Here is a 16,171-nt window from a genome sequence, read left to right as displayed (position 1 = left end):
TAAAAGGTATTTTATAGCGAGCAAGGGAGCATTTTATGTTCTCTTGCTCGCTATTTTAAATTGGAGAGTCGATATCGTCGTGCCGAAAGACAATAAGCTTGGTCAATTTTGGCATAGAACTTCACTTCAGGGTCACAATAATATACACTGTGAATTTCAAGCCAATAGTGAAGATATTAGATGAATAAGAGTAATTAATAGAAAATGAAATAAGGCACTTGCTGACCAAAATGGACAGAAAGTGCCTTGTTTTTTAATTCATAAAAGTCTTTTAGTACTATGAAAAGATTGTGCTTTAAAATACTTCTATTCAAGTGATTTTTTAAAACGTTCGACGCCATCTTGAACGGTGGATAGGGGACAAGCTAGATTCATTCGTAAGAATCCCTCACCTGCTTTTCCATACTTGGATCCTGGTTCTAGAGCAAGCTTACCAACAGTTAATAGACGATCCATCATTTCTTTTTCAGAAAGGCCTGTCCCACGGTAATCAATCCAAACCAAATAGGTGCCTTCAGGCTTAGAAACTTTAATGCCCTCTAATTTGGAAAGATGTTCTATCACGTAATCCATGTTTACAGTTAATACCTCTAATAGTTCTTCCAACCATGGACCACCTTGTTCGTATGCAGTTTGAAGGGCAGTAAGTGAAAATATATTTAAGCCCATATATCCACGACTCATTGCAAGGTTCTCTAATACTTTACGTTTTTGTTCATCAGGAACCACCATAGCAGCAGCTTGAATACCTGCAAGATTAAACGTTTTAGTTGGAGCAAAAAAAGTAATAATATTATTTGGATCTTCCGCTACATTAAGTAATGGAGTGTGCTTATTTGGTTCAAAAATGAGATCCGAATGAATTTCATCAGATAATACTAATACATTATATTGCTGACAAAGTGCAGCCATTTTCGTTAAGTCGCCTTTGCTCCAAACTTTTCCACCTGGATTATGTGGATTACATAATATAAAAGCTTTTACATCATTCTTTAAACAGTTTTCAAATGAATGCCAGTCCATCTCATAGGAATTATCCATTTCTATTAACTGACTTGTAACCACTTCTCTCCCTAAATTTGTAGGGATGGTCGTAAATGGTGGATAGACTGGAGTATGAATAAGCACCTTATCGCCAACTTCTGTGAAGGCTTCGATTACTTCCGCTATTCCTGGTATAACTCCTTGGCGAAACATAATCCACTCATTTTGTATAGTTACTTGATGCTTATCTGCAACCCATTTAGTAAGCGATGATTTTGTTTCTTCAGGTGCCATTGAGTAACCAAATACTGGGTGCTCCATACGTGTTTGTAATGCCTCAATGATAACAGAAGGGATGGCGAAATCCATATCCGCAACCCACATAGGGAGTACTTCCGAAGCGTTATTGATAGAATATACTTGCTCTAACATATCCCATTTTGCAGAATATGTGTTTCGACGATTAAAAACAGTAGAAAAAATGGACAAAGTGATTTCCCCTTTCAATTTATATTTATTATGTTATTATAACCCTATCTAATAAAACTAGTAAGGTGAAACTAAATGGACACAATTGAAATGAATAGAAGAGCGGTATGGACATTACAAAAATGGGATCCTTTCCACATTGGAGAGAATGCATATGAAACAGAAACGGCAGATGTTGTTGCCTATCTACAAAATATTGACCATCCATCTGATTTAGCGAAACGAATTCAAGAAATTTATGAACATTCTTTTGAAGAATGGATTCCATTAGAAAAATGCGTAGAGATATCTTATAAGCTAATCGCTTTAAAGTATGAAATGAAATGTATTATTTAAAAACAAAAAGCTTTCGGTTTTATTAAACCGAAAGCTTTTTTTATTGATTAAGCTTCTTTAATACCGTCTAATAAGTTAGAAGCTGGAACTTCAAGTGCATTGGACAATCTTAGAATTGTTTGAACTGATGGTTGTTCAACGCCTGATTCGTAGGCTTCTAGCTTACCAGTACCAATTCTTGTTTTTAATGCAAGAGTTTCTAGCGTAATGTTACGCTCTTCTCTAAGTTGACGTAATTGCTCATGTAAACCTTTTTTCATGTTAAACCCACCCCTATCTTAATGATTATATTATAACATAATTCCTCTTAAAACTTTTGATATTAATGTCAGAAAAAGTACAATTTTTACATTAATAATTTCATAGCACCTTGGACGAATACCACAAGTATAGCGATTGGAGCTGCAAAACGCACAATAATATGCCAAGAATTCAGTAGAAAATCATTCAATCTAAGTTCTTGGATTAGTGTGGACTTAGAAAAATGGAAACCAGCAAATAATGATATAAATAATGCTCCCAGCGGTAATCCGATACTACTCGTTAAAAAGTCGGCGAAGTCGAAAATCGACATACCTAAGATGCGAACATTTGCTAATATACCAAAAGATAAGGCACTTGGAATACCTAATAAGAAAATGAGGAAGCCATAACTCCAAGCAGCCCGTTTCCTTCTATCATATTTAGACTTAATGCCAATTGATACAACTATTTCTAACATACTGATGGAAGAAGTAAGTGTTGCAAACAATAGGAGAACAAAGAATAAAATTAAGAAAAATTGACCGAAAATAATTTGATCAAATACTGCTGGAATAATGATGAACGCTAACCCTGGTCCTGCGTCCGGTGAGAAGCCTAATGCAAAGACTGCTGGGAAAATAACAAGACCTGCCATAATGGATATACCGATGTTCAAAAGAGAGACGCTAAGTGCAGATGAGCTAATATTAGTCTCCTTCGGTAAATAAGATGCATAAGTAATCATTCCAGAAATACCAACACTTAAAGAGAAGAACGCTTGGCCTAATGCAAGTAATGCAGTCTCCCATGTAAAGTAGGACCAATCCGGTACAAATAAAAACCTAATCCCTTCGATAGCACCGTCTAGTGTGAGGGATCGAATAGCTAGTACTACAAAGAAAATTAGCAAGATGGGCATCATCCATTTACTAGCTTTCTCAATTCCTCCTTTAATACCCCCAGATACAATCCAAATTGTTAACAGGATAAAAGTTGCCTGAGCAATTAACACCTCCCATGGATTTGAAATCACGGTATCGAACAGATCATTAAAGAATGATTCACTACTACCATTTAAGCTAAATGTAATGGCGCGGAACAAATAAGATATAATCCACCCACCAACAACACTATAGAATGATAATATGATAAATGAAAAGGCAAAACCTGCCCACCCGATTAGAAACCAAGGTTTGCCCGGAGCAAGTTTTTTGAAGCCTGTGACAGCATCTGCTTGACCTTTTCTCCCAATTACAAACTCAGCAAGCAAGATAGGAAGACCTATTAGTAAAGTACATAAGATAAACAAGATAACAAACACACTACCCCCGTTTGTCCCTGCCATATAAGGAAATTTCCAAATAGCACCTAGTCCAATTGCACTTCCGGCTGCCGCTAATATAAATCCTATTTTAGATCCAAAATGATCCCGATTTGTCACGAAAATTCCTCCTTTAATAGGACTGTTTTATTGTACATGAGGATTTATAGAAAATGTTAATTTATTTTACGAAACAAACTGCAATAATCTTTCGTATCATCATTAGAGCACTAGAGAGAGAGGGAGGAATATGTTAGAGGTCGAGTTAATAGAAAGAGCGCAAAAAGGGGACAAAACCGCATATACAGAACTTATACATATACATCATAGAACCGTTGAAAAATTTGCATTTCAGTGTGGTGTTCAAGTTCATGACATTCCAGATGTTACTCAAGAGGTATTTGTGAAGCTATATAGGTTCTTACATCAATTTCAGCGTGATCGGTTTACGACGTGGTTATATAAAATCACCTTAAATACTGCAAGGGATTACTACAGAAAAGAAACGAAAGAAAAGGAAAAGGAACAGAAATTGCACGTAGAAGTCGGATTAAATTATACAACGAAATCAGCGGAGGAACGAGTTTTAGTGTTTGAGGAAGACCGGCATCTCCATAATGCTATTCAAGCCCTGGATGAAAAATATCGTCATCCTATTATTATGTTTTACTTTCATGAATTATCATATGAACAAATTGCAGAAGTATTAAATGTACCCTTATCTACGATAAAAATACGGTTAATGCGAGCAAAAGCATTATTAAAATCTGCTATACAAGTGAATGGAGGAGTCAAGCATGGACGATAAACAATTAGAAGAACGCTTAAATCTTTTAAAATCATCCTATGATCGATTGCCTTCATCTATTGATCCCGGTGAAATTTTAAAAAAAATAGAAAATGAGAATAATGTTCCTCCGATAGAAAAGAAAATCAGAGGATCAAAGCGGCAACGAATTACCGTATGGGCAGTGAGCGTAGCAAGTGTGTTAGTGATTGGACTTTTAGGAACAACATATCTAACCGATTCAGATAATACAACAACTAGTGATGAAAAATACAGCGATAAAGATATAGAAAAATTTAAAAGCCGTTATAAAGACGAACGATTAAAACGTCAAAAAATTCTTCAGATGAATGATGCGGAGTTTACTACATTAAATTTTGTTCAGTACGCTGATAATATTTTTTCCTCCCAAATTGCCCCAGGGACTTTAGAAGGGAAAAATGATGATATTTCTATTCAAGAGGCATATGATTTGGCTATTGAAGGATTAAATCTTCCTTCTGAAATGATAGAAGTTGCTAAACAAAGAGGTAAAATAAATAGTAAAGAAAGCTCCTATTTTGTAGATGATTTTGTTACTAAAACGGAGAATTTAATTTTCTACTATGAGCAAATTCTACGAGATAATGAAGATGCTCTTAAAGTTGCCAAACATGAGGGAAGACTAAGTGAGCATGTACTCATTGCCAATCGATATAATCTCTCAAAAGAAATACAAAGCATGATCGAAGTTTTGCCTAAAGAAGGATTGAAACTAGATGTAAATTTGGAAGGAACGGAATTTCGAATTATACCTGATTGGGCCTTATTCACAAGAGACCTTTTCTCCATTTTAGATGAAAATGAGGCGCGCTATTTAGGAATGTATGAGTTAATTCCAGGTCACGGGATAGCCACTTTGTTAGAGGAACAAGAACTATCTCAATTAGGATATTATTTAGCTAGCATAGAATTTACATTACTAAATTCAAGCGAAGGTTCGGCAATACATTCTCGCTGGGAAAATTATTACTTTGAGTTAGCAGAAAAAATTATTTTTCCATCAGACATTGGTGAAATATTAAATGATGACAATAAAATAAATATTGAAACCCAGATGGCATGGGAGTCACTAGTAAATATTCCGGGTGTGTCACCATTAGCTACAATGATGAAGCCTATCGTTGCTTCAATGAAATCAAGTGAATGGACATACAATGAGACCTATAAACTATTGGACATAGAGCAGCTAAGAGATTATTATCTCTTAGCCTTGGATAACAAACTAGAAACGAACAAATTAGACTGGATTTCTATACTGCCTGATGGAGTGGAGAATAGTTTAGAGACTCCTTATACAATGTATGGAATTCATGAATTGTATAAAAAGTTCAATGAGAACTTTAATCCACTAGTATTACATGGAACTGGACCTATGGATATCACGCTCTTGTATCATTATGCTGATGGGCAAGATAACCATGAAATGATGTGGGAATTGATGACTAGTGATTTTAAAAATGAATATAAAAAAGAAGCATTTTTAGAGAACCCAACTTTTCAAAATATCATTGGAGATAGTGCAAAAAATCTATACTTTAACAAAGAGTATTTAATCCCGGACAATAATAATTTGAAAACCTATATTGGACAGGAAAAAGGAAGTCAAGTCAGCTACGATATACTTCTCCGTCTGGAAAATGATGATATATGGAGAATTCAAGGAGAAGAGGATTATTTAACAAGTAATGCAACTCCAGTGGACGATAAATTTGTCCAACGTGTGCATGCTTTATATAAGTTATTTGCAGGAACATATGATCAATCTGTCTTAACAGAGACGTCACCAGAGGAAATTGTGGGGCTGTATTATTATTCTGCTCAGTTAAACGACTATGAAACACAGTATGAATTGTATATAAAAGATGAAAATTGGGTGCAAATACCTAAAGAGGAATACATGAACGGGGAGCATCAGATTATAGTAGATATTAGGCTTAATTTTAAAACGATGGAATTTAATACTCATGGCAAAGGAGAGGGTGTTGTTACCTTAACTAAACATCTCGATACCCGTAAATTTGCGGATAATAAAGTAATTGGCTTTCAGCTAATCCAAACTGAAAATGGATGGAGACCAGCTTTTATGCCGACACAGTGATTTTTGCCGTCATACTTCCTACTATGTTATAATTTAACATGACTATATCGTATATAAGAAAGTAGGAACGGATTATGACTCAAAATTATAAGGTAGGAGATGTTGTCACGGGTAAAGTTACAGGGATTCAACCATACGGAGCTTTTGTAAGCTTAGATGAGCAAACACAGGGTCTAGTGCATATTTCAGAAATAACATACGGGTATGTAAAAGAAGTGGAAGAATTTTTAACTGTAGGGCAAGGCGTAGAGGTGAAAATTCTAGAGATTGACGATGAGGCTGGTAAAATAAGCTTGTCCATGAGAGAACTCCAGGAAAAACCGACACTACCAAAACGTGACGATAGACCTCGGAAATCACTTCAAGATCGTATAGATGAACATGATGAAGAAGGGTTTAATTCGTTAAAGGAAAAATTAGGGGACTGGATCAAAAAATCAGCACTGTAAAAAGGGTTAGCTCTCGCAGAGATTATCCTTATGTATAAAAAAAGCAAGAATGTTGTTCAACAATATGAACTCATTCTTGTTTTTTTTAATATTTTGTATAAGCAGAATCTCTTATCGCTTCATCTTCCGTATTCGATATTGTAAATTTTGACGGCTCATGCCTAATGCTTCCGCAGCTTTAGTTATATTGCCATCAAATTTATCTAAAGCTTTTTGTAAGTAATACATTTCTGCGGATCTTAAATATTCATCTAAAGGAACCAATTCTTTATCCGAAGTTATCACAAAATCCTCTGCTTTTCCTGAAGTCACATTAAAATCCTGGACCTTTAACTTAAAGTGTAGAGGTAACATATCAAATTTTAATACTTGTTCTGTAGTTACCATTGAACTTATTTCATCTAGGAGCAGTTCCAATTCCTTCAGATTACCCGGCCATTCATACTTTAAAAAAGCTTGAACAACTTCTTCTTCAATATCCTTTATAGTGGAACCATAACGGTTTAAATAGCGATTAAAATAATCATACATAAAAGGAAGGATATCTTCTGTACGTTTGCGCAAAGGTGGAATACTGATTGTTACCTGGGCAAAATAATAATATAGTTCCTTGCTTAACTTATTCGAAGAAATAAGATCTACTGGGTCCTCGCCAATACTTGCTATATAAAGGTTTTGTCCTGCTTCATTTGCAGATAGAATTTGCAAAAGTTCATTTTGTAATTCGAGGGATAATAAATCAATTCTTTCACAAAATATTGTACAGTGTGACATATCAGAAAGCTCTTTTTGAAATTTTTTTATTAAAAAACTATCTGAACTATGACAGTATAGAGAGATAAACTGTTTGTTTACTGGGGAGAGTTGGTGGTGAATTCCTTCAGCGATCAATTCCTTGCCCGTTCCAGCTTCTCCAACTAAAAGGACAGGCATTCGTACATGTGCCGCCTTTATAGAACGTTCTAATATATCTTGCATTTCTGATGAAACTGCTGTAATGCTAGAAAGGGTAATCGATTCATTGTACCTTTTTAAAGGCTGATAAATTAGTCGCTCTAGAGCAGTAATATCGCGAGAAAACTCCACTGCTCCTATAAGTTTTTCCTCAAGACATATAGGGTATGTATCATTAATAGTGGTTATTTCTTGGCCATTACGATTCCAGTAGGTCTGTTTAGCTCGTAATACTGGTTCGCCACTATGCAAAACTTTTAACAATGTACTTTCTTGTTGTTCAAATTGGAAAAGTTCGAAGATGGAACGGTCTACAACATCAGTTAAATTTAGCCCTTCAATCTCTTTCATTTTTTCATTGTATATAATGGTTTTGCCTGTTAAGTCAATGGCATGAATACCAACTGCTACCTGTTCGGTAGCAAATTTATAAAACGGTAGAAAATCTTTTATTTGTTCGTCCAAAAGGCTCACCTCAAAAAAATATTTCACATTTTAGAATTTTTTACTTGAATTACGCAACAATCTTTTGCATTATTATATATGTAAACTAATTAGAACTGCAAATTTTTTTTGCACCCAAATCGAAGGAGGATATTAAATTGATACCTTACAAACACGAACCATTCACGGATTTTTCAAAAGAAGAAAATAAAAAAGCGATGCAAGAAGGATACAAAGTAGTTGATGCATACCTAGGAAATGATTTCCCATTAATCGTTGGTGGAGAACGTATTACTACAGAAGCAAAAATTAAATCTTATAATCCAGCAAAAAAAGAAGAATTAGTTGGTGCTGTTTCTAAAGCTACACAAGAAATTGCTTCTAAGGCTATGGATATTGCTGATGAAACATTCCAAACTTGGAAAAAAGTTAAGCCTGAAATACGTGCAGACGTTCTTTTCAAAGCAGCAGCTATCATTCGTCGTCGTAAATTTGAGTTCTCTGCTCTATTATCAAGAGAAGCGGGTAAAACTTGGGTTGAAGCTGATGTAGAAGTTGCCGAAGGAATTGACTTCTTAGAATACTACGGACGTGAAATGTTACGTTTAAAAAATGGTGCACCAGTTGAAAGTCGTCCAGGTGAATATAACCAATATAACTATATTCCACTAGGTGTTGCGGTTGTAATCTCACCTTGGAACTTCCCATTTGCAATCATGGCTGGTACTACTGTTGCGGCAATGGTAGCAGGTAATACTGTACTATTAAAACCAGCTTCCACAACTCCAGTCGTTTCTTATAAATTTGTAGAAGTATTAGAAGAGGCGGGTATGCTTCCTGGAGTAGTAAACTTCATCCCAGGTTCTGGTGCTGAAATTGGTGATTTCATGGTAGAACATCCACGTACTCGTCTAATCAGCTTCACAGGTTCTCGTGATGTTGGATTAGGAATAGTAGAAAAATCTTCTAAATTAGCTCCAGGGCAAATTTGGATTAAACGTTCTATTCTTGAAATGGGTGGGAAAGACACAATCGTAGTGGATAAAGAGGCTGATTTAGAATTAGCAGCTCAGTCTATTGTGAAGTCTGCATTCGGTTTCAGTGGTCAAAAATGTTCTGCATGTTCACGTGCAGTAATCGTAGAAGACGTTTACGACACAGTGTTGAACAGAGTAGAAGAATTAACAAACGCTTTAACGGTTGGTATTCCTGACGGTGATGAGCACTTTGTTGGTCCAGTTATCGATGGTGCTTCATTCAAAAAAATTATGAGTTATATCGAAATTGGTAAAGAAGAAGGTCGTTTGGTTACTGGTGGTACAGGAGATGATTCTAAAGGATTCTTTATCCAACCAACTGTCATTGCTGACCTATCTCCAACTGCACGTATTATGCAAGAAGAGATCTTTGGACCAGTTGTTGGTATTTCTAAAGCTAAAGATTTCGATGAGGCATTAGAAATTGCAAACAATACAGAGTACGGTTTAACAGGTGCTGTTATTACAAATAATCGTTTGAATCAAGAAAAAGCGCGTGAAGAGTTCCATGTAGGGAACCTATACTTCAACCGTGGATGTACAGGTGCTATTGTTGGTTACCAACCATTTGGTGGATTTAACATGTCTGGTACAGATTCAAAAGCTGGTGGACCAGATTATGTCCAACTTCATATGCAAGCGAAAACAACATCTGAAATGCTTTAAAATTTCCAAGGCAGACTTTGTTTGAAGTCTGCCTTCATTTTAAAAAAAAGGGGTAATGAAAGCATGACTATTTCATCGCAAATGATTGAACAAACGAATAAATTTGGTGCAAACAACTATAACCCGCTTCCAATAGTAGTATCTGAAGCAGAGGGTGTTTGGGTAAAAGATCCTGAAGGTAACAAATATATGGATATGCTTTCTGCTTATTCGGCAGTAAACCAAGGACATCGTCATCCAAAGATTATTCAAGCGTTAAAAGATCAAGCGGATCGTGTAACTCTAACTTCTCGTGCTTTCCACAATGACCAATTAGGTCCATGGTATGAAAAAGTTAGTGAGTTAACAGGTAAAGACATGGTCTTACCAATGAATACTGGAGCAGAAGCAGTTGAAACAGCATTTAAAGCAGCTCGTAGATGGGCATATGATGTAAAAGATGTAGCAGCTGACCAAGCAGAGGTAATTGCTTGTAATGGAAACTTCCACGGTCGTACTATGGGAGCGGTTTCACTTTCATCTGATCCTGAATACAAAAGAGGATTTGGCCCAATGCTTCCAGGTATTAAGTTAATACCTTATGGTGATTTAGAAGCGTTGAAAGCTGCAATTACTCCTAACACGGCAGCATTTATAATTGAACCAATTCAAGGGGAAGCTGGAATTATCATTCCACCTGCTGGATTCATGAAGGCAGCGCTTGAATTATGTCGCGAGAATAATGTTTTATTTATCGCGGATGAAATCCAAGCTGGTCTTTGCCGTACTGGTAAAATGTTCGCATCTGAATGGGAAGATATAGATCCAGATATGTATATACTAGGAAAAGCATTAGGCGGTGGAGTTTTCCCAATCTCATGTATCGTTGCAAACAAAGAAATTCTAAGTGTATTTAATCCGGGATCTCATGGGTCTACTTTTGGTGGTAACCCTATGGCATGTGCGGTTTCAATCGCAGCGTTAGACGTGTTGATAGATGAAAAATTAGCGGCTCGCTCCCTAGAACTAGGAAATTACTTTATGGATGCATTGAAAGAAATTAAACATTCTTCTATTAAAGAAGTACGCGGTCGTGGATTGTTTATTGGAATGGAATTAACAGAAGACGCACGTCCATTCTGTGAAGAACTTAAAGAATTAGGCTTATTATGTAAGGAAACACATGATACAGTAATTCGTTTTGCTCCACCTCTAATCATTTCAAAAGAAGAGTTAGATTGGGCAATTGAAAGAATCCAGAAAGTATTCAATAAATAATAATTTTTAGACAAATATCAACAATTCTATGTTACAATGGTTCCGAAGAAATTATTAAATATTAAAGAGGCGAAAATATAAAATGGCTGAAAATTTAAACCTGTTTACATCAACTCAGGCTGTAATTAAAGAGGCTCTGAACAAACTTGGTTATGACGAAGCAATGTATGACCTTTTGAAAGAACCACTAAGGATGCTAGAAGTTCGAATTCCAGTACGCATGGATGACAATACAGTAAAGGTATTCACTGGATACCGTTCACAGCATAATGATGCTGTTGGACCTACAAAAGGTGGAGTACGTTTTCATCCAGGTGTAACACCAGATGAAATGAAAGCTTTATCTATGTGGATGACATTAAAAGCTGGTATTGTGGACCTTCCTTATGGTGGAGGTAAAGGTGGAGTTATTTGTGATCCGCGCGAAATGTCAATGGGAGAAATTGAACGTCTAAGCCGTGGATATGTACGTGCGGTAGGACAAATCGTTGGACCGACAAAAGACATTCCTGCTCCAGACGTATTTACAAATGCTCAAATCATGGCATGGATGATGGATGAATATAGTCGTATGGACCAATTCAATTCACCAGGTTTCATCACTGGTAAACCACTTGTACTTGGTGGTTCACAAGGACGCGACCGTGCGACTGCTCAAGGTGTTACTATTATTATCAATGAAGCTGCAAAAAAACGTGATATTGATATGCAAGGAGCGCGCGTTGTTATCCAAGGTTTTGGTAATGCAGGAAGCTTCTTAGCTAAGTTTTTGAGTGATCAAGGTGCAAAAGTTATTGCTATTTCCGATGCTTACGGAGCTTTACATGATCCTAATGGTTTAGATATTGACTATCTATTAGATCGTCGTGATAGCTTTGGTACTGTAACAACTCTATTTGAAAATACGATTTCTAACCAAGAGTTATTAGAATTAGATTGTGATATTTTAGTTCCAGCTGCTATTGAGAACCAAATTACTGCTGAAAATGCTCATAATATTAAAGCGAAGATCGTAGTAGAGGCTGCCAATGGACCAACTACAACAGAAGGTACAAAAATTCTTTATGACAGAGGAATTCTATTAGTTCCTGATGTTTTAGCAAGTGCTGGTGGTGTAACAGTTTCTTACTTTGAATGGGTTCAAAATAACCAAGGTTATTACTGGACTGAAGAAGAAGTAGATGAGAAACTAGTGAAGAAAATGGTAGATGCATTCGCAAATATCTATGAAGTGGCATCCACTCGTAATATCGATATGCGTTTAGCTGCTTACATGGTAGGTGTACGTAAAACTGCGGAAGCGTCACGTTTCCGTGGATGGGTATAATATAATTGAAGTACTAGTAAGGTGAACCGCTTGTTTTTTACAAGCGGTTTTTTTATTATTAAGAAAGTATGGAAAGAGGAGGATGTCAAATGAATGCTTTTTCATTTTATAACCCTGTAAAATTGATATTTGGTAAAGATCAACTATCAAAGTTAAAAGGGGAATTATCATTATACGGAAAGAAAGTCCTTGTTGTTTACGGCGGGGGTAGTATCAAGAAAAATGGTTTATATGATAGCGTTATGACTGAATTAAAAGAAACAGGAATGGAAGTTTTTGAACTTGCAGGGGTGGAACCAAACCCTAGACTATCCACAGCTAGAAAGGGAGCAGAGATCTGTAAAAAAGAAGGCATTGATGTTTTGCTAGCAGTTGGTGGAGGTTCCGTAATTGATTGTACGAAACTTATCGCAGTTGCAGCTAAATACGACGGAGATGCTTGGGACTTTGTTTCACGTAAAGCGGTTCCACAAGAAGCTTTACCTTTTGGAACTATTTTAACTCTTGCAGCAACCGGTTCAGAGATGAATTCTGGATCTGTTATTACTAATGAAGAAACTCTAGAGAAGTATGGATGGGGAAGTCCTTTAGTTTATCCTAAATTCTCTATTTTGGATCCAGTAAACACGTTCACTGTTCCTCTTGATCAAACGGTTTATGGAATAGTGGATATGATGTCTCATATGTTCGAACAATATTATAACAATGCGACAAATACACCGGTTCAAGATGAAATGATAGAAGGTACTCTTCGTACAGTAATAGAAGTAGGACCAAAACTCATAGAAGACCTTACAAATTATGAGCACCGTGAAACTATTCTATTTGCAGGTACATTAGGGTTAAATGGCTTCCTACAAATGGGGTACAACGGGGACTGGGCAAGTCATAATTTAGAACATGCGATTTCAGCAGTTTATGACATTCCACACGGTGGAGGATTAGCTATCGTTTTCCCTAGATGGATGCGTCATAATGTAAAAGTAAATCCTCAGCGTTTTGCTAAGCTAGCAATTAATGTCTTTAACGTGAATTCTGAAGGTAAATCAGTAGAAGAAGTAGCGTATGAAGGAATTGATCGCTTAGAAGCGTTTTGGAAGTCATTGAATGCACCTTCTACATTAGGTGATTACAATATAGATGAAAGCAAGATCGATTTGATGGTAGAAAAAGCAATGGTTTATGGAGAATATGGTAATTTCCATAAGTTAAATGCAGAAGATACAAAAACAATTTTAACAGCTTGTCTATAATAGTAAGAAATAAGAAAACCACATGGCAGAATTCGTCATGTGGTTTTCTTATTAATATTGTTTTCGATAACACTAATCACGTGTTTTTAACACGGTACGTTGATCTCGATGTTCAGTCCACGTTCTGATTCCGTCATCTTCATCAAAGGAGATTGTAATATCTGTTACTCCTTGTTGATTTAAAATAAGTTCTTTAATTTTATCCTGAATATCGTCCACCTCGGCGAAAGAATATTGAGGATCTATCTCAATAATTATTTCCACATGGAGATATTCACCTTCTTTTATAACTTCAAGCTTTTGAATATCCTTTACATGCGGGTTCTCAGATACAATATGAGCAATATGAGTGAGCATTTGTTCGTCTGTTTCCCCTAGTGCGCCTCGAGCGTTGTCTAAGAATACTTTCCCTACTACATAGAACATCATAATACCGATCATAATAGAAGCTATACCTTCTGCTTGTAAAAAACCAGTAAAGTGGGAAATTAAAACTGCCACAAACGCTAATATTCCTCCTGCTGTTGCTACTAAGTCCTCCATAAAAACAAGCTTTGTTGCAGGTTTAGCTCTCTTTAAGTGAGTAAAGCTTGTTGTTAATGGAGAAAAGGCGGTTCCTTTAATCCCGACTTCATGCAAAATTTCTTTTCCAGCTTTATATAAGACGGCAAATTCCAAAATTATGGCAATAGCAAGTACGCTTAGGGTAATGGCAACACCTGTAGATTCAGTCGGGTGTTGAATATGGTGCCAACCTTCTATAATTGTTTCATAAGATAAAATTCCGACAATAATTACAGCGCCTAAGCAAACGAGGTTTACTAAGCGTCCAAAACCATTTGGAAATCTTGGCGTAGGGGCTTTCTTAGATAAGGATGACCCAATATAAACAAAGAATTGGTTTGCTGCATCGCCAATGGAGTGCATCATCTCTGCAAACATAGCTACATTTCCTGTAAAGAAAAACGCACCACCTTTTAAAATTGCAATAATAGTATTTACAACTGCTGCTAATAATGAAGGCTTATTACCACCTTTTAACAACCTAAATAATTCTCCCATATGATTACTCCTTTTTAAATAGATTCTACATCTACCGATTCGATAAATTTTTGTTTTTTAATGGTAGCGTAAAATTCTGCAGTATTTTTCTTAGTGATTATTGATAACCTCATATTCATTTCATGTTTAATTGTATTATTGTCTAAAGTGACGTCTTTAATGCGAATACTTTCTATATAAACACCGCTTCCTTGTAAATAGTCATATACTTTGGGAATGCTTTCTGGATTTCTTACCACAACTGTTAGAGATAGCTCCTTGGATCTCAGCCGTTTTGGACCTACTTTTGTGAGAAGGGGAGGGATTAACTCAATTCCTATTATTACGATAATTACACTAAGAGCGGATTCCATATAAAATCCAGCACCTACAGCTATACCAATTCCGCCAGCTCCCCAAATCATAGCTGCGGTTGTTAAACCAGTTATAGTATCATTACCTTTACGGAGTATAACTCCTGCACCGAGAAAACCTATACCGCTTACTATTTGTGCTGCCAAACGCAAAGGATCCATTGTAATATTTATAGCATCATTCGGAATGGCGGTGTAAGCTGCTTCTATTGATATATAAGTAAGGAGACAACTAAATGTTGCAATCACTATACTTGTCTTTAATCCAATAGGTTTCTTTTTTAGTTCCCTTTCTATACCTATTATTAAACTTAATAATGCAGCAAAGATTAATTTAAATGTAATTTCAGTATAATCATCCAAGTAGTTTACCCATTCCATCGATAACTCCTCCTTTATTCTTTATAGGGGTTGAAGATATTTTACAAATCGATTTAATCTAAGAAGGACATTAAATATGGAGATCTGTAGAGTGATAATTTATACTTAAGGTGGATGCACTTGAAACTAAAAGCATAGTAGTAGATTGGGAGATTTCTTATTATCTCCTATTATAAGTATAGAAGATGTTAAAATAAAGTTCTGACGTATGTATCAATTTCTAACTTATTTCATTATTGCTTTAGGGTGAGCTCTATTAGTCAAACTAATATTTGAAATCACGCTGATTGAATTTGCTGTAGAGGGTTGGTAGTCTTTTATGAACGGAATAAGAAGGCTAGATTTCTCATGAGTTATTCTGGAAGAACTTATTAAGTGATTGTAAGAGCTCAACAATTCAAGAGTTTAATAGATATTAAAGTTTTTTTCACAAAAAGGGTTGCTTTTTCTTTCTAGACGATGTATATTAATACTTGTCCTTCGGAACGAGATACAAACAACTTAAAAAAAGTTAAAAAAAGTGTTTGACATCAAATCTGAAATAAGTTATACTAATAAAGTCGTCAAAACGACGCGAACAACATGAACATTGAAAACTGAACATGCAAAACGTTAAGAAATATAGCTTTCAACTAACTCGTTAGGATGATAGCAAAACAAAATGAGCTTTTAAACTAGTTCTAATTTG

At 35.8% G+C, this 16,171-nt stretch carries 14 protein-coding genes; 8 read left to right on the top strand and 6 right to left on the bottom strand.

What is annotated here, in order from left to right; translation table 11 throughout:
* Positions 1 to 306 precede the first annotated feature (306 nt).
* Positions 307 to 1,473, bottom strand: coding sequence for a MalY/PatB family protein (locus MHI47_RS13550; protein ID WP_340769783.1), 1,167 nt, complete (start codon positions 1,471 to 1,473; stop codon positions 307 to 309).
* A gap of 75 nt (positions 1,474 to 1,548) precedes the next feature.
* Between MHI47_RS13550 and MHI47_RS13545 the strand changes: the two genes are divergently transcribed.
* On the top strand, positions 1,549 to 1,809 hold the full coding sequence (locus tag MHI47_RS13545; RefSeq protein ID WP_093537803.1) for a DUF1871 family protein: 261 nt from the start codon (positions 1,549 to 1,551) through the stop codon (positions 1,807 to 1,809).
* Positions 1,810 to 1,856: 47 nt separating this feature from the next.
* On the opposite strand, the gene MHI47_RS13540 is transcribed toward MHI47_RS13545, so the two are convergent.
* Both MHI47_RS13540 and MHI47_RS13535 read right to left on the bottom strand, forming a co-directional pair.
* The gene (locus MHI47_RS13540) at positions 1,857 to 2,069 is read right to left on the bottom strand and encodes a helix-turn-helix domain-containing protein (RefSeq protein WP_093537804.1); all 213 of its coding nucleotides are present in this window, start codon (positions 2,067 to 2,069) and stop codon (positions 1,857 to 1,859) included.
* Positions 2,070 to 2,155: 86 nt separating this feature from the next.
* Complete coding sequence (locus MHI47_RS13535; protein WP_340831136.1) at positions 2,156 to 3,493, bottom strand: sodium-dependent transporter; 1,338 nt, start codon at positions 3,491 to 3,493, stop codon at positions 2,156 to 2,158.
* Between the two features lie 130 nt (positions 3,494 to 3,623).
* Between MHI47_RS13535 and MHI47_RS13530 the strand changes: the two genes are divergently transcribed.
* The 3 genes from MHI47_RS13530 to yugI all read left to right on the top strand — a co-directional run bounded on the left by MHI47_RS13530 (position 3,624) and on the right by yugI (position 6,749).
* On the top strand, positions 3,624 to 4,181 hold the full coding sequence (locus MHI47_RS13530) for an RNA polymerase sigma factor (protein ID WP_093537806.1): 558 nt from the start codon (positions 3,624 to 3,626) through the stop codon (positions 4,179 to 4,181).
* Positions 4,171 to 6,300 carry a hypothetical protein gene (locus MHI47_RS13525; protein WP_340831135.1) on the top strand — a complete coding sequence of 710 codons (2,130 nt, stop codon included), beginning with the start codon at positions 4,171 to 4,173 and terminating at the stop codon, positions 6,298 to 6,300. The genes MHI47_RS13530 and MHI47_RS13525 overlap by 11 nt, the downstream gene beginning before the upstream one ends.
* Positions 6,301 to 6,374: 74 nt before the next feature.
* Positions 6,375 to 6,749 (top strand): S1 domain-containing post-transcriptional regulator GSP13, encoded by a 375-nt coding sequence (gene yugI / locus MHI47_RS13520; protein ID WP_340763029.1) that lies wholly within the window; start codon positions 6,375 to 6,377, stop codon positions 6,747 to 6,749.
* Between the two features lie 111 nt (positions 6,750 to 6,860).
* Here the strand turns inward: yugI and MHI47_RS13515 are convergent, their stop codons facing one another.
* Positions 6,861 to 8,177 (bottom strand): sigma 54-interacting transcriptional regulator, encoded by a 1,317-nt coding sequence (locus MHI47_RS13515; RefSeq protein ID WP_340832059.1) that lies wholly within the window; start codon positions 8,175 to 8,177, stop codon positions 6,861 to 6,863.
* 128 nt (positions 8,178 to 8,305) lie between these two features.
* Between MHI47_RS13515 and pruA the strand changes: the two genes are divergently transcribed.
* The 4 genes from pruA to MHI47_RS13495 all read left to right on the top strand — a co-directional run bounded on the left by pruA (position 8,306) and on the right by MHI47_RS13495 (position 13,687).
* Complete coding sequence (gene pruA / locus MHI47_RS13510; RefSeq protein ID WP_093537810.1) at positions 8,306 to 9,850, top strand: L-glutamate gamma-semialdehyde dehydrogenase; 1,545 nt, start codon at positions 8,306 to 8,308, stop codon at positions 9,848 to 9,850.
* A gap of 63 nt (positions 9,851 to 9,913) precedes the next feature.
* Positions 9,914 to 11,107, top strand: a complete 1,194-nt coding sequence (locus tag MHI47_RS13505; RefSeq protein WP_340831133.1) for an ornithine--oxo-acid transaminase — start codon at positions 9,914 to 9,916, stop codon at positions 11,105 to 11,107.
* Between the two features lie 82 nt (positions 11,108 to 11,189).
* Positions 11,190 to 12,434 carry a Glu/Leu/Phe/Val family dehydrogenase gene (locus MHI47_RS13500; protein WP_093537812.1) on the top strand — a complete coding sequence of 415 codons (1,245 nt, stop codon included), beginning with the start codon at positions 11,190 to 11,192 and terminating at the stop codon, positions 12,432 to 12,434.
* Positions 12,435 to 12,523: 89 nt separating this feature from the next.
* Positions 12,524 to 13,687: an iron-containing alcohol dehydrogenase gene (locus MHI47_RS13495; protein WP_093537813.1), complete on the top strand. Its 1,164-nt coding sequence runs from the start codon at positions 12,524 to 12,526 to the stop codon at positions 13,685 to 13,687.
* 72 nt (positions 13,688 to 13,759) lie between these two features.
* Here MHI47_RS13495 and MHI47_RS13490 read toward each other — a convergent pair whose 3' ends face one another.
* Together MHI47_RS13490 and MHI47_RS13485 are read right to left on the bottom strand one after the other, a co-directional pair.
* A complete protein-coding gene (locus MHI47_RS13490) occupies positions 13,760 to 14,749 on the bottom strand; it encodes a cation diffusion facilitator family transporter (protein ID WP_093537814.1) in 990 nt (329 codons plus the stop codon).
* A gap of 14 nt (positions 14,750 to 14,763) precedes the next feature.
* Positions 14,764 to 15,483 carry an MgtC/SapB family protein gene (locus MHI47_RS13485; RefSeq protein ID WP_093537815.1) on the bottom strand — a complete coding sequence of 240 codons (720 nt, stop codon included), beginning with the start codon at positions 15,481 to 15,483 and terminating at the stop codon, positions 14,764 to 14,766.
* Between the last annotated feature and the right edge of the window lie 688 nt (positions 15,484 to 16,171).

Origin of the sequence: Psychrobacillus sp. FSL H8-0487, assembly GCF_038008385.1 — a bacterium.
Lineage (GTDB): Bacteria > Bacillota > Bacilli > Bacillales_A > Planococcaceae > Psychrobacillus > Psychrobacillus psychrotolerans.
Note: the sequence above shows the minus strand (reverse complement) of the source record. Positions and strands in the feature narration are given on the sequence as shown.

What these genes read in the sequence shown, in the direction of transcription:
- MHI47_RS13545 (WP_093537803.1), top strand. Translation starts at nt 1,549, where the DNA reads ATGGACACAATTGAAATGAATAGAAGAGCGGTATGGACATTACAAAAA.
- MHI47_RS13540 (WP_093537804.1), bottom strand. Translation starts at nt 2,069, where the DNA reads ATGAAAAAAGGTTTACATGAGCAATTACGTCAACTTAGAGAAGAGCGT.
- MHI47_RS13530 (WP_093537806.1), top strand. Translation starts at nt 3,624, where the DNA reads ATGTTAGAGGTCGAGTTAATAGAAAGAGCGCAAAAAGGGGACAAAACC.
- MHI47_RS13525 (WP_340831135.1), top strand. Translation starts at nt 4,171, where the DNA reads ATGGACGATAAACAATTAGAAGAACGCTTAAATCTTTTAAAATCATCC.
- yugI (WP_340763029.1), top strand. Translation starts at nt 6,375, where the DNA reads ATGACTCAAAATTATAAGGTAGGAGATGTTGTCACGGGTAAAGTTACA.
- MHI47_RS13505 (WP_340831133.1), top strand. Translation starts at nt 9,914, where the DNA reads ATGACTATTTCATCGCAAATGATTGAACAAACGAATAAATTTGGTGCA.
- MHI47_RS13500 (WP_093537812.1), top strand. Translation starts at nt 11,190, where the DNA reads ATGGCTGAAAATTTAAACCTGTTTACATCAACTCAGGCTGTAATTAAA.
- MHI47_RS13495 (WP_093537813.1), top strand. Translation starts at nt 12,524, where the DNA reads ATGAATGCTTTTTCATTTTATAACCCTGTAAAATTGATATTTGGTAAA.
- MHI47_RS13490 (WP_093537814.1), bottom strand. Translation starts at nt 14,749, where the DNA reads ATGGGAGAATTATTTAGGTTGTTAAAAGGTGGTAATAAGCCTTCATTA.
- MHI47_RS13485 (WP_093537815.1), bottom strand. Translation starts at nt 15,483, where the DNA reads ATGGAATGGGTAAACTACTTGGATGATTATACTGAAATTACATTTAAA.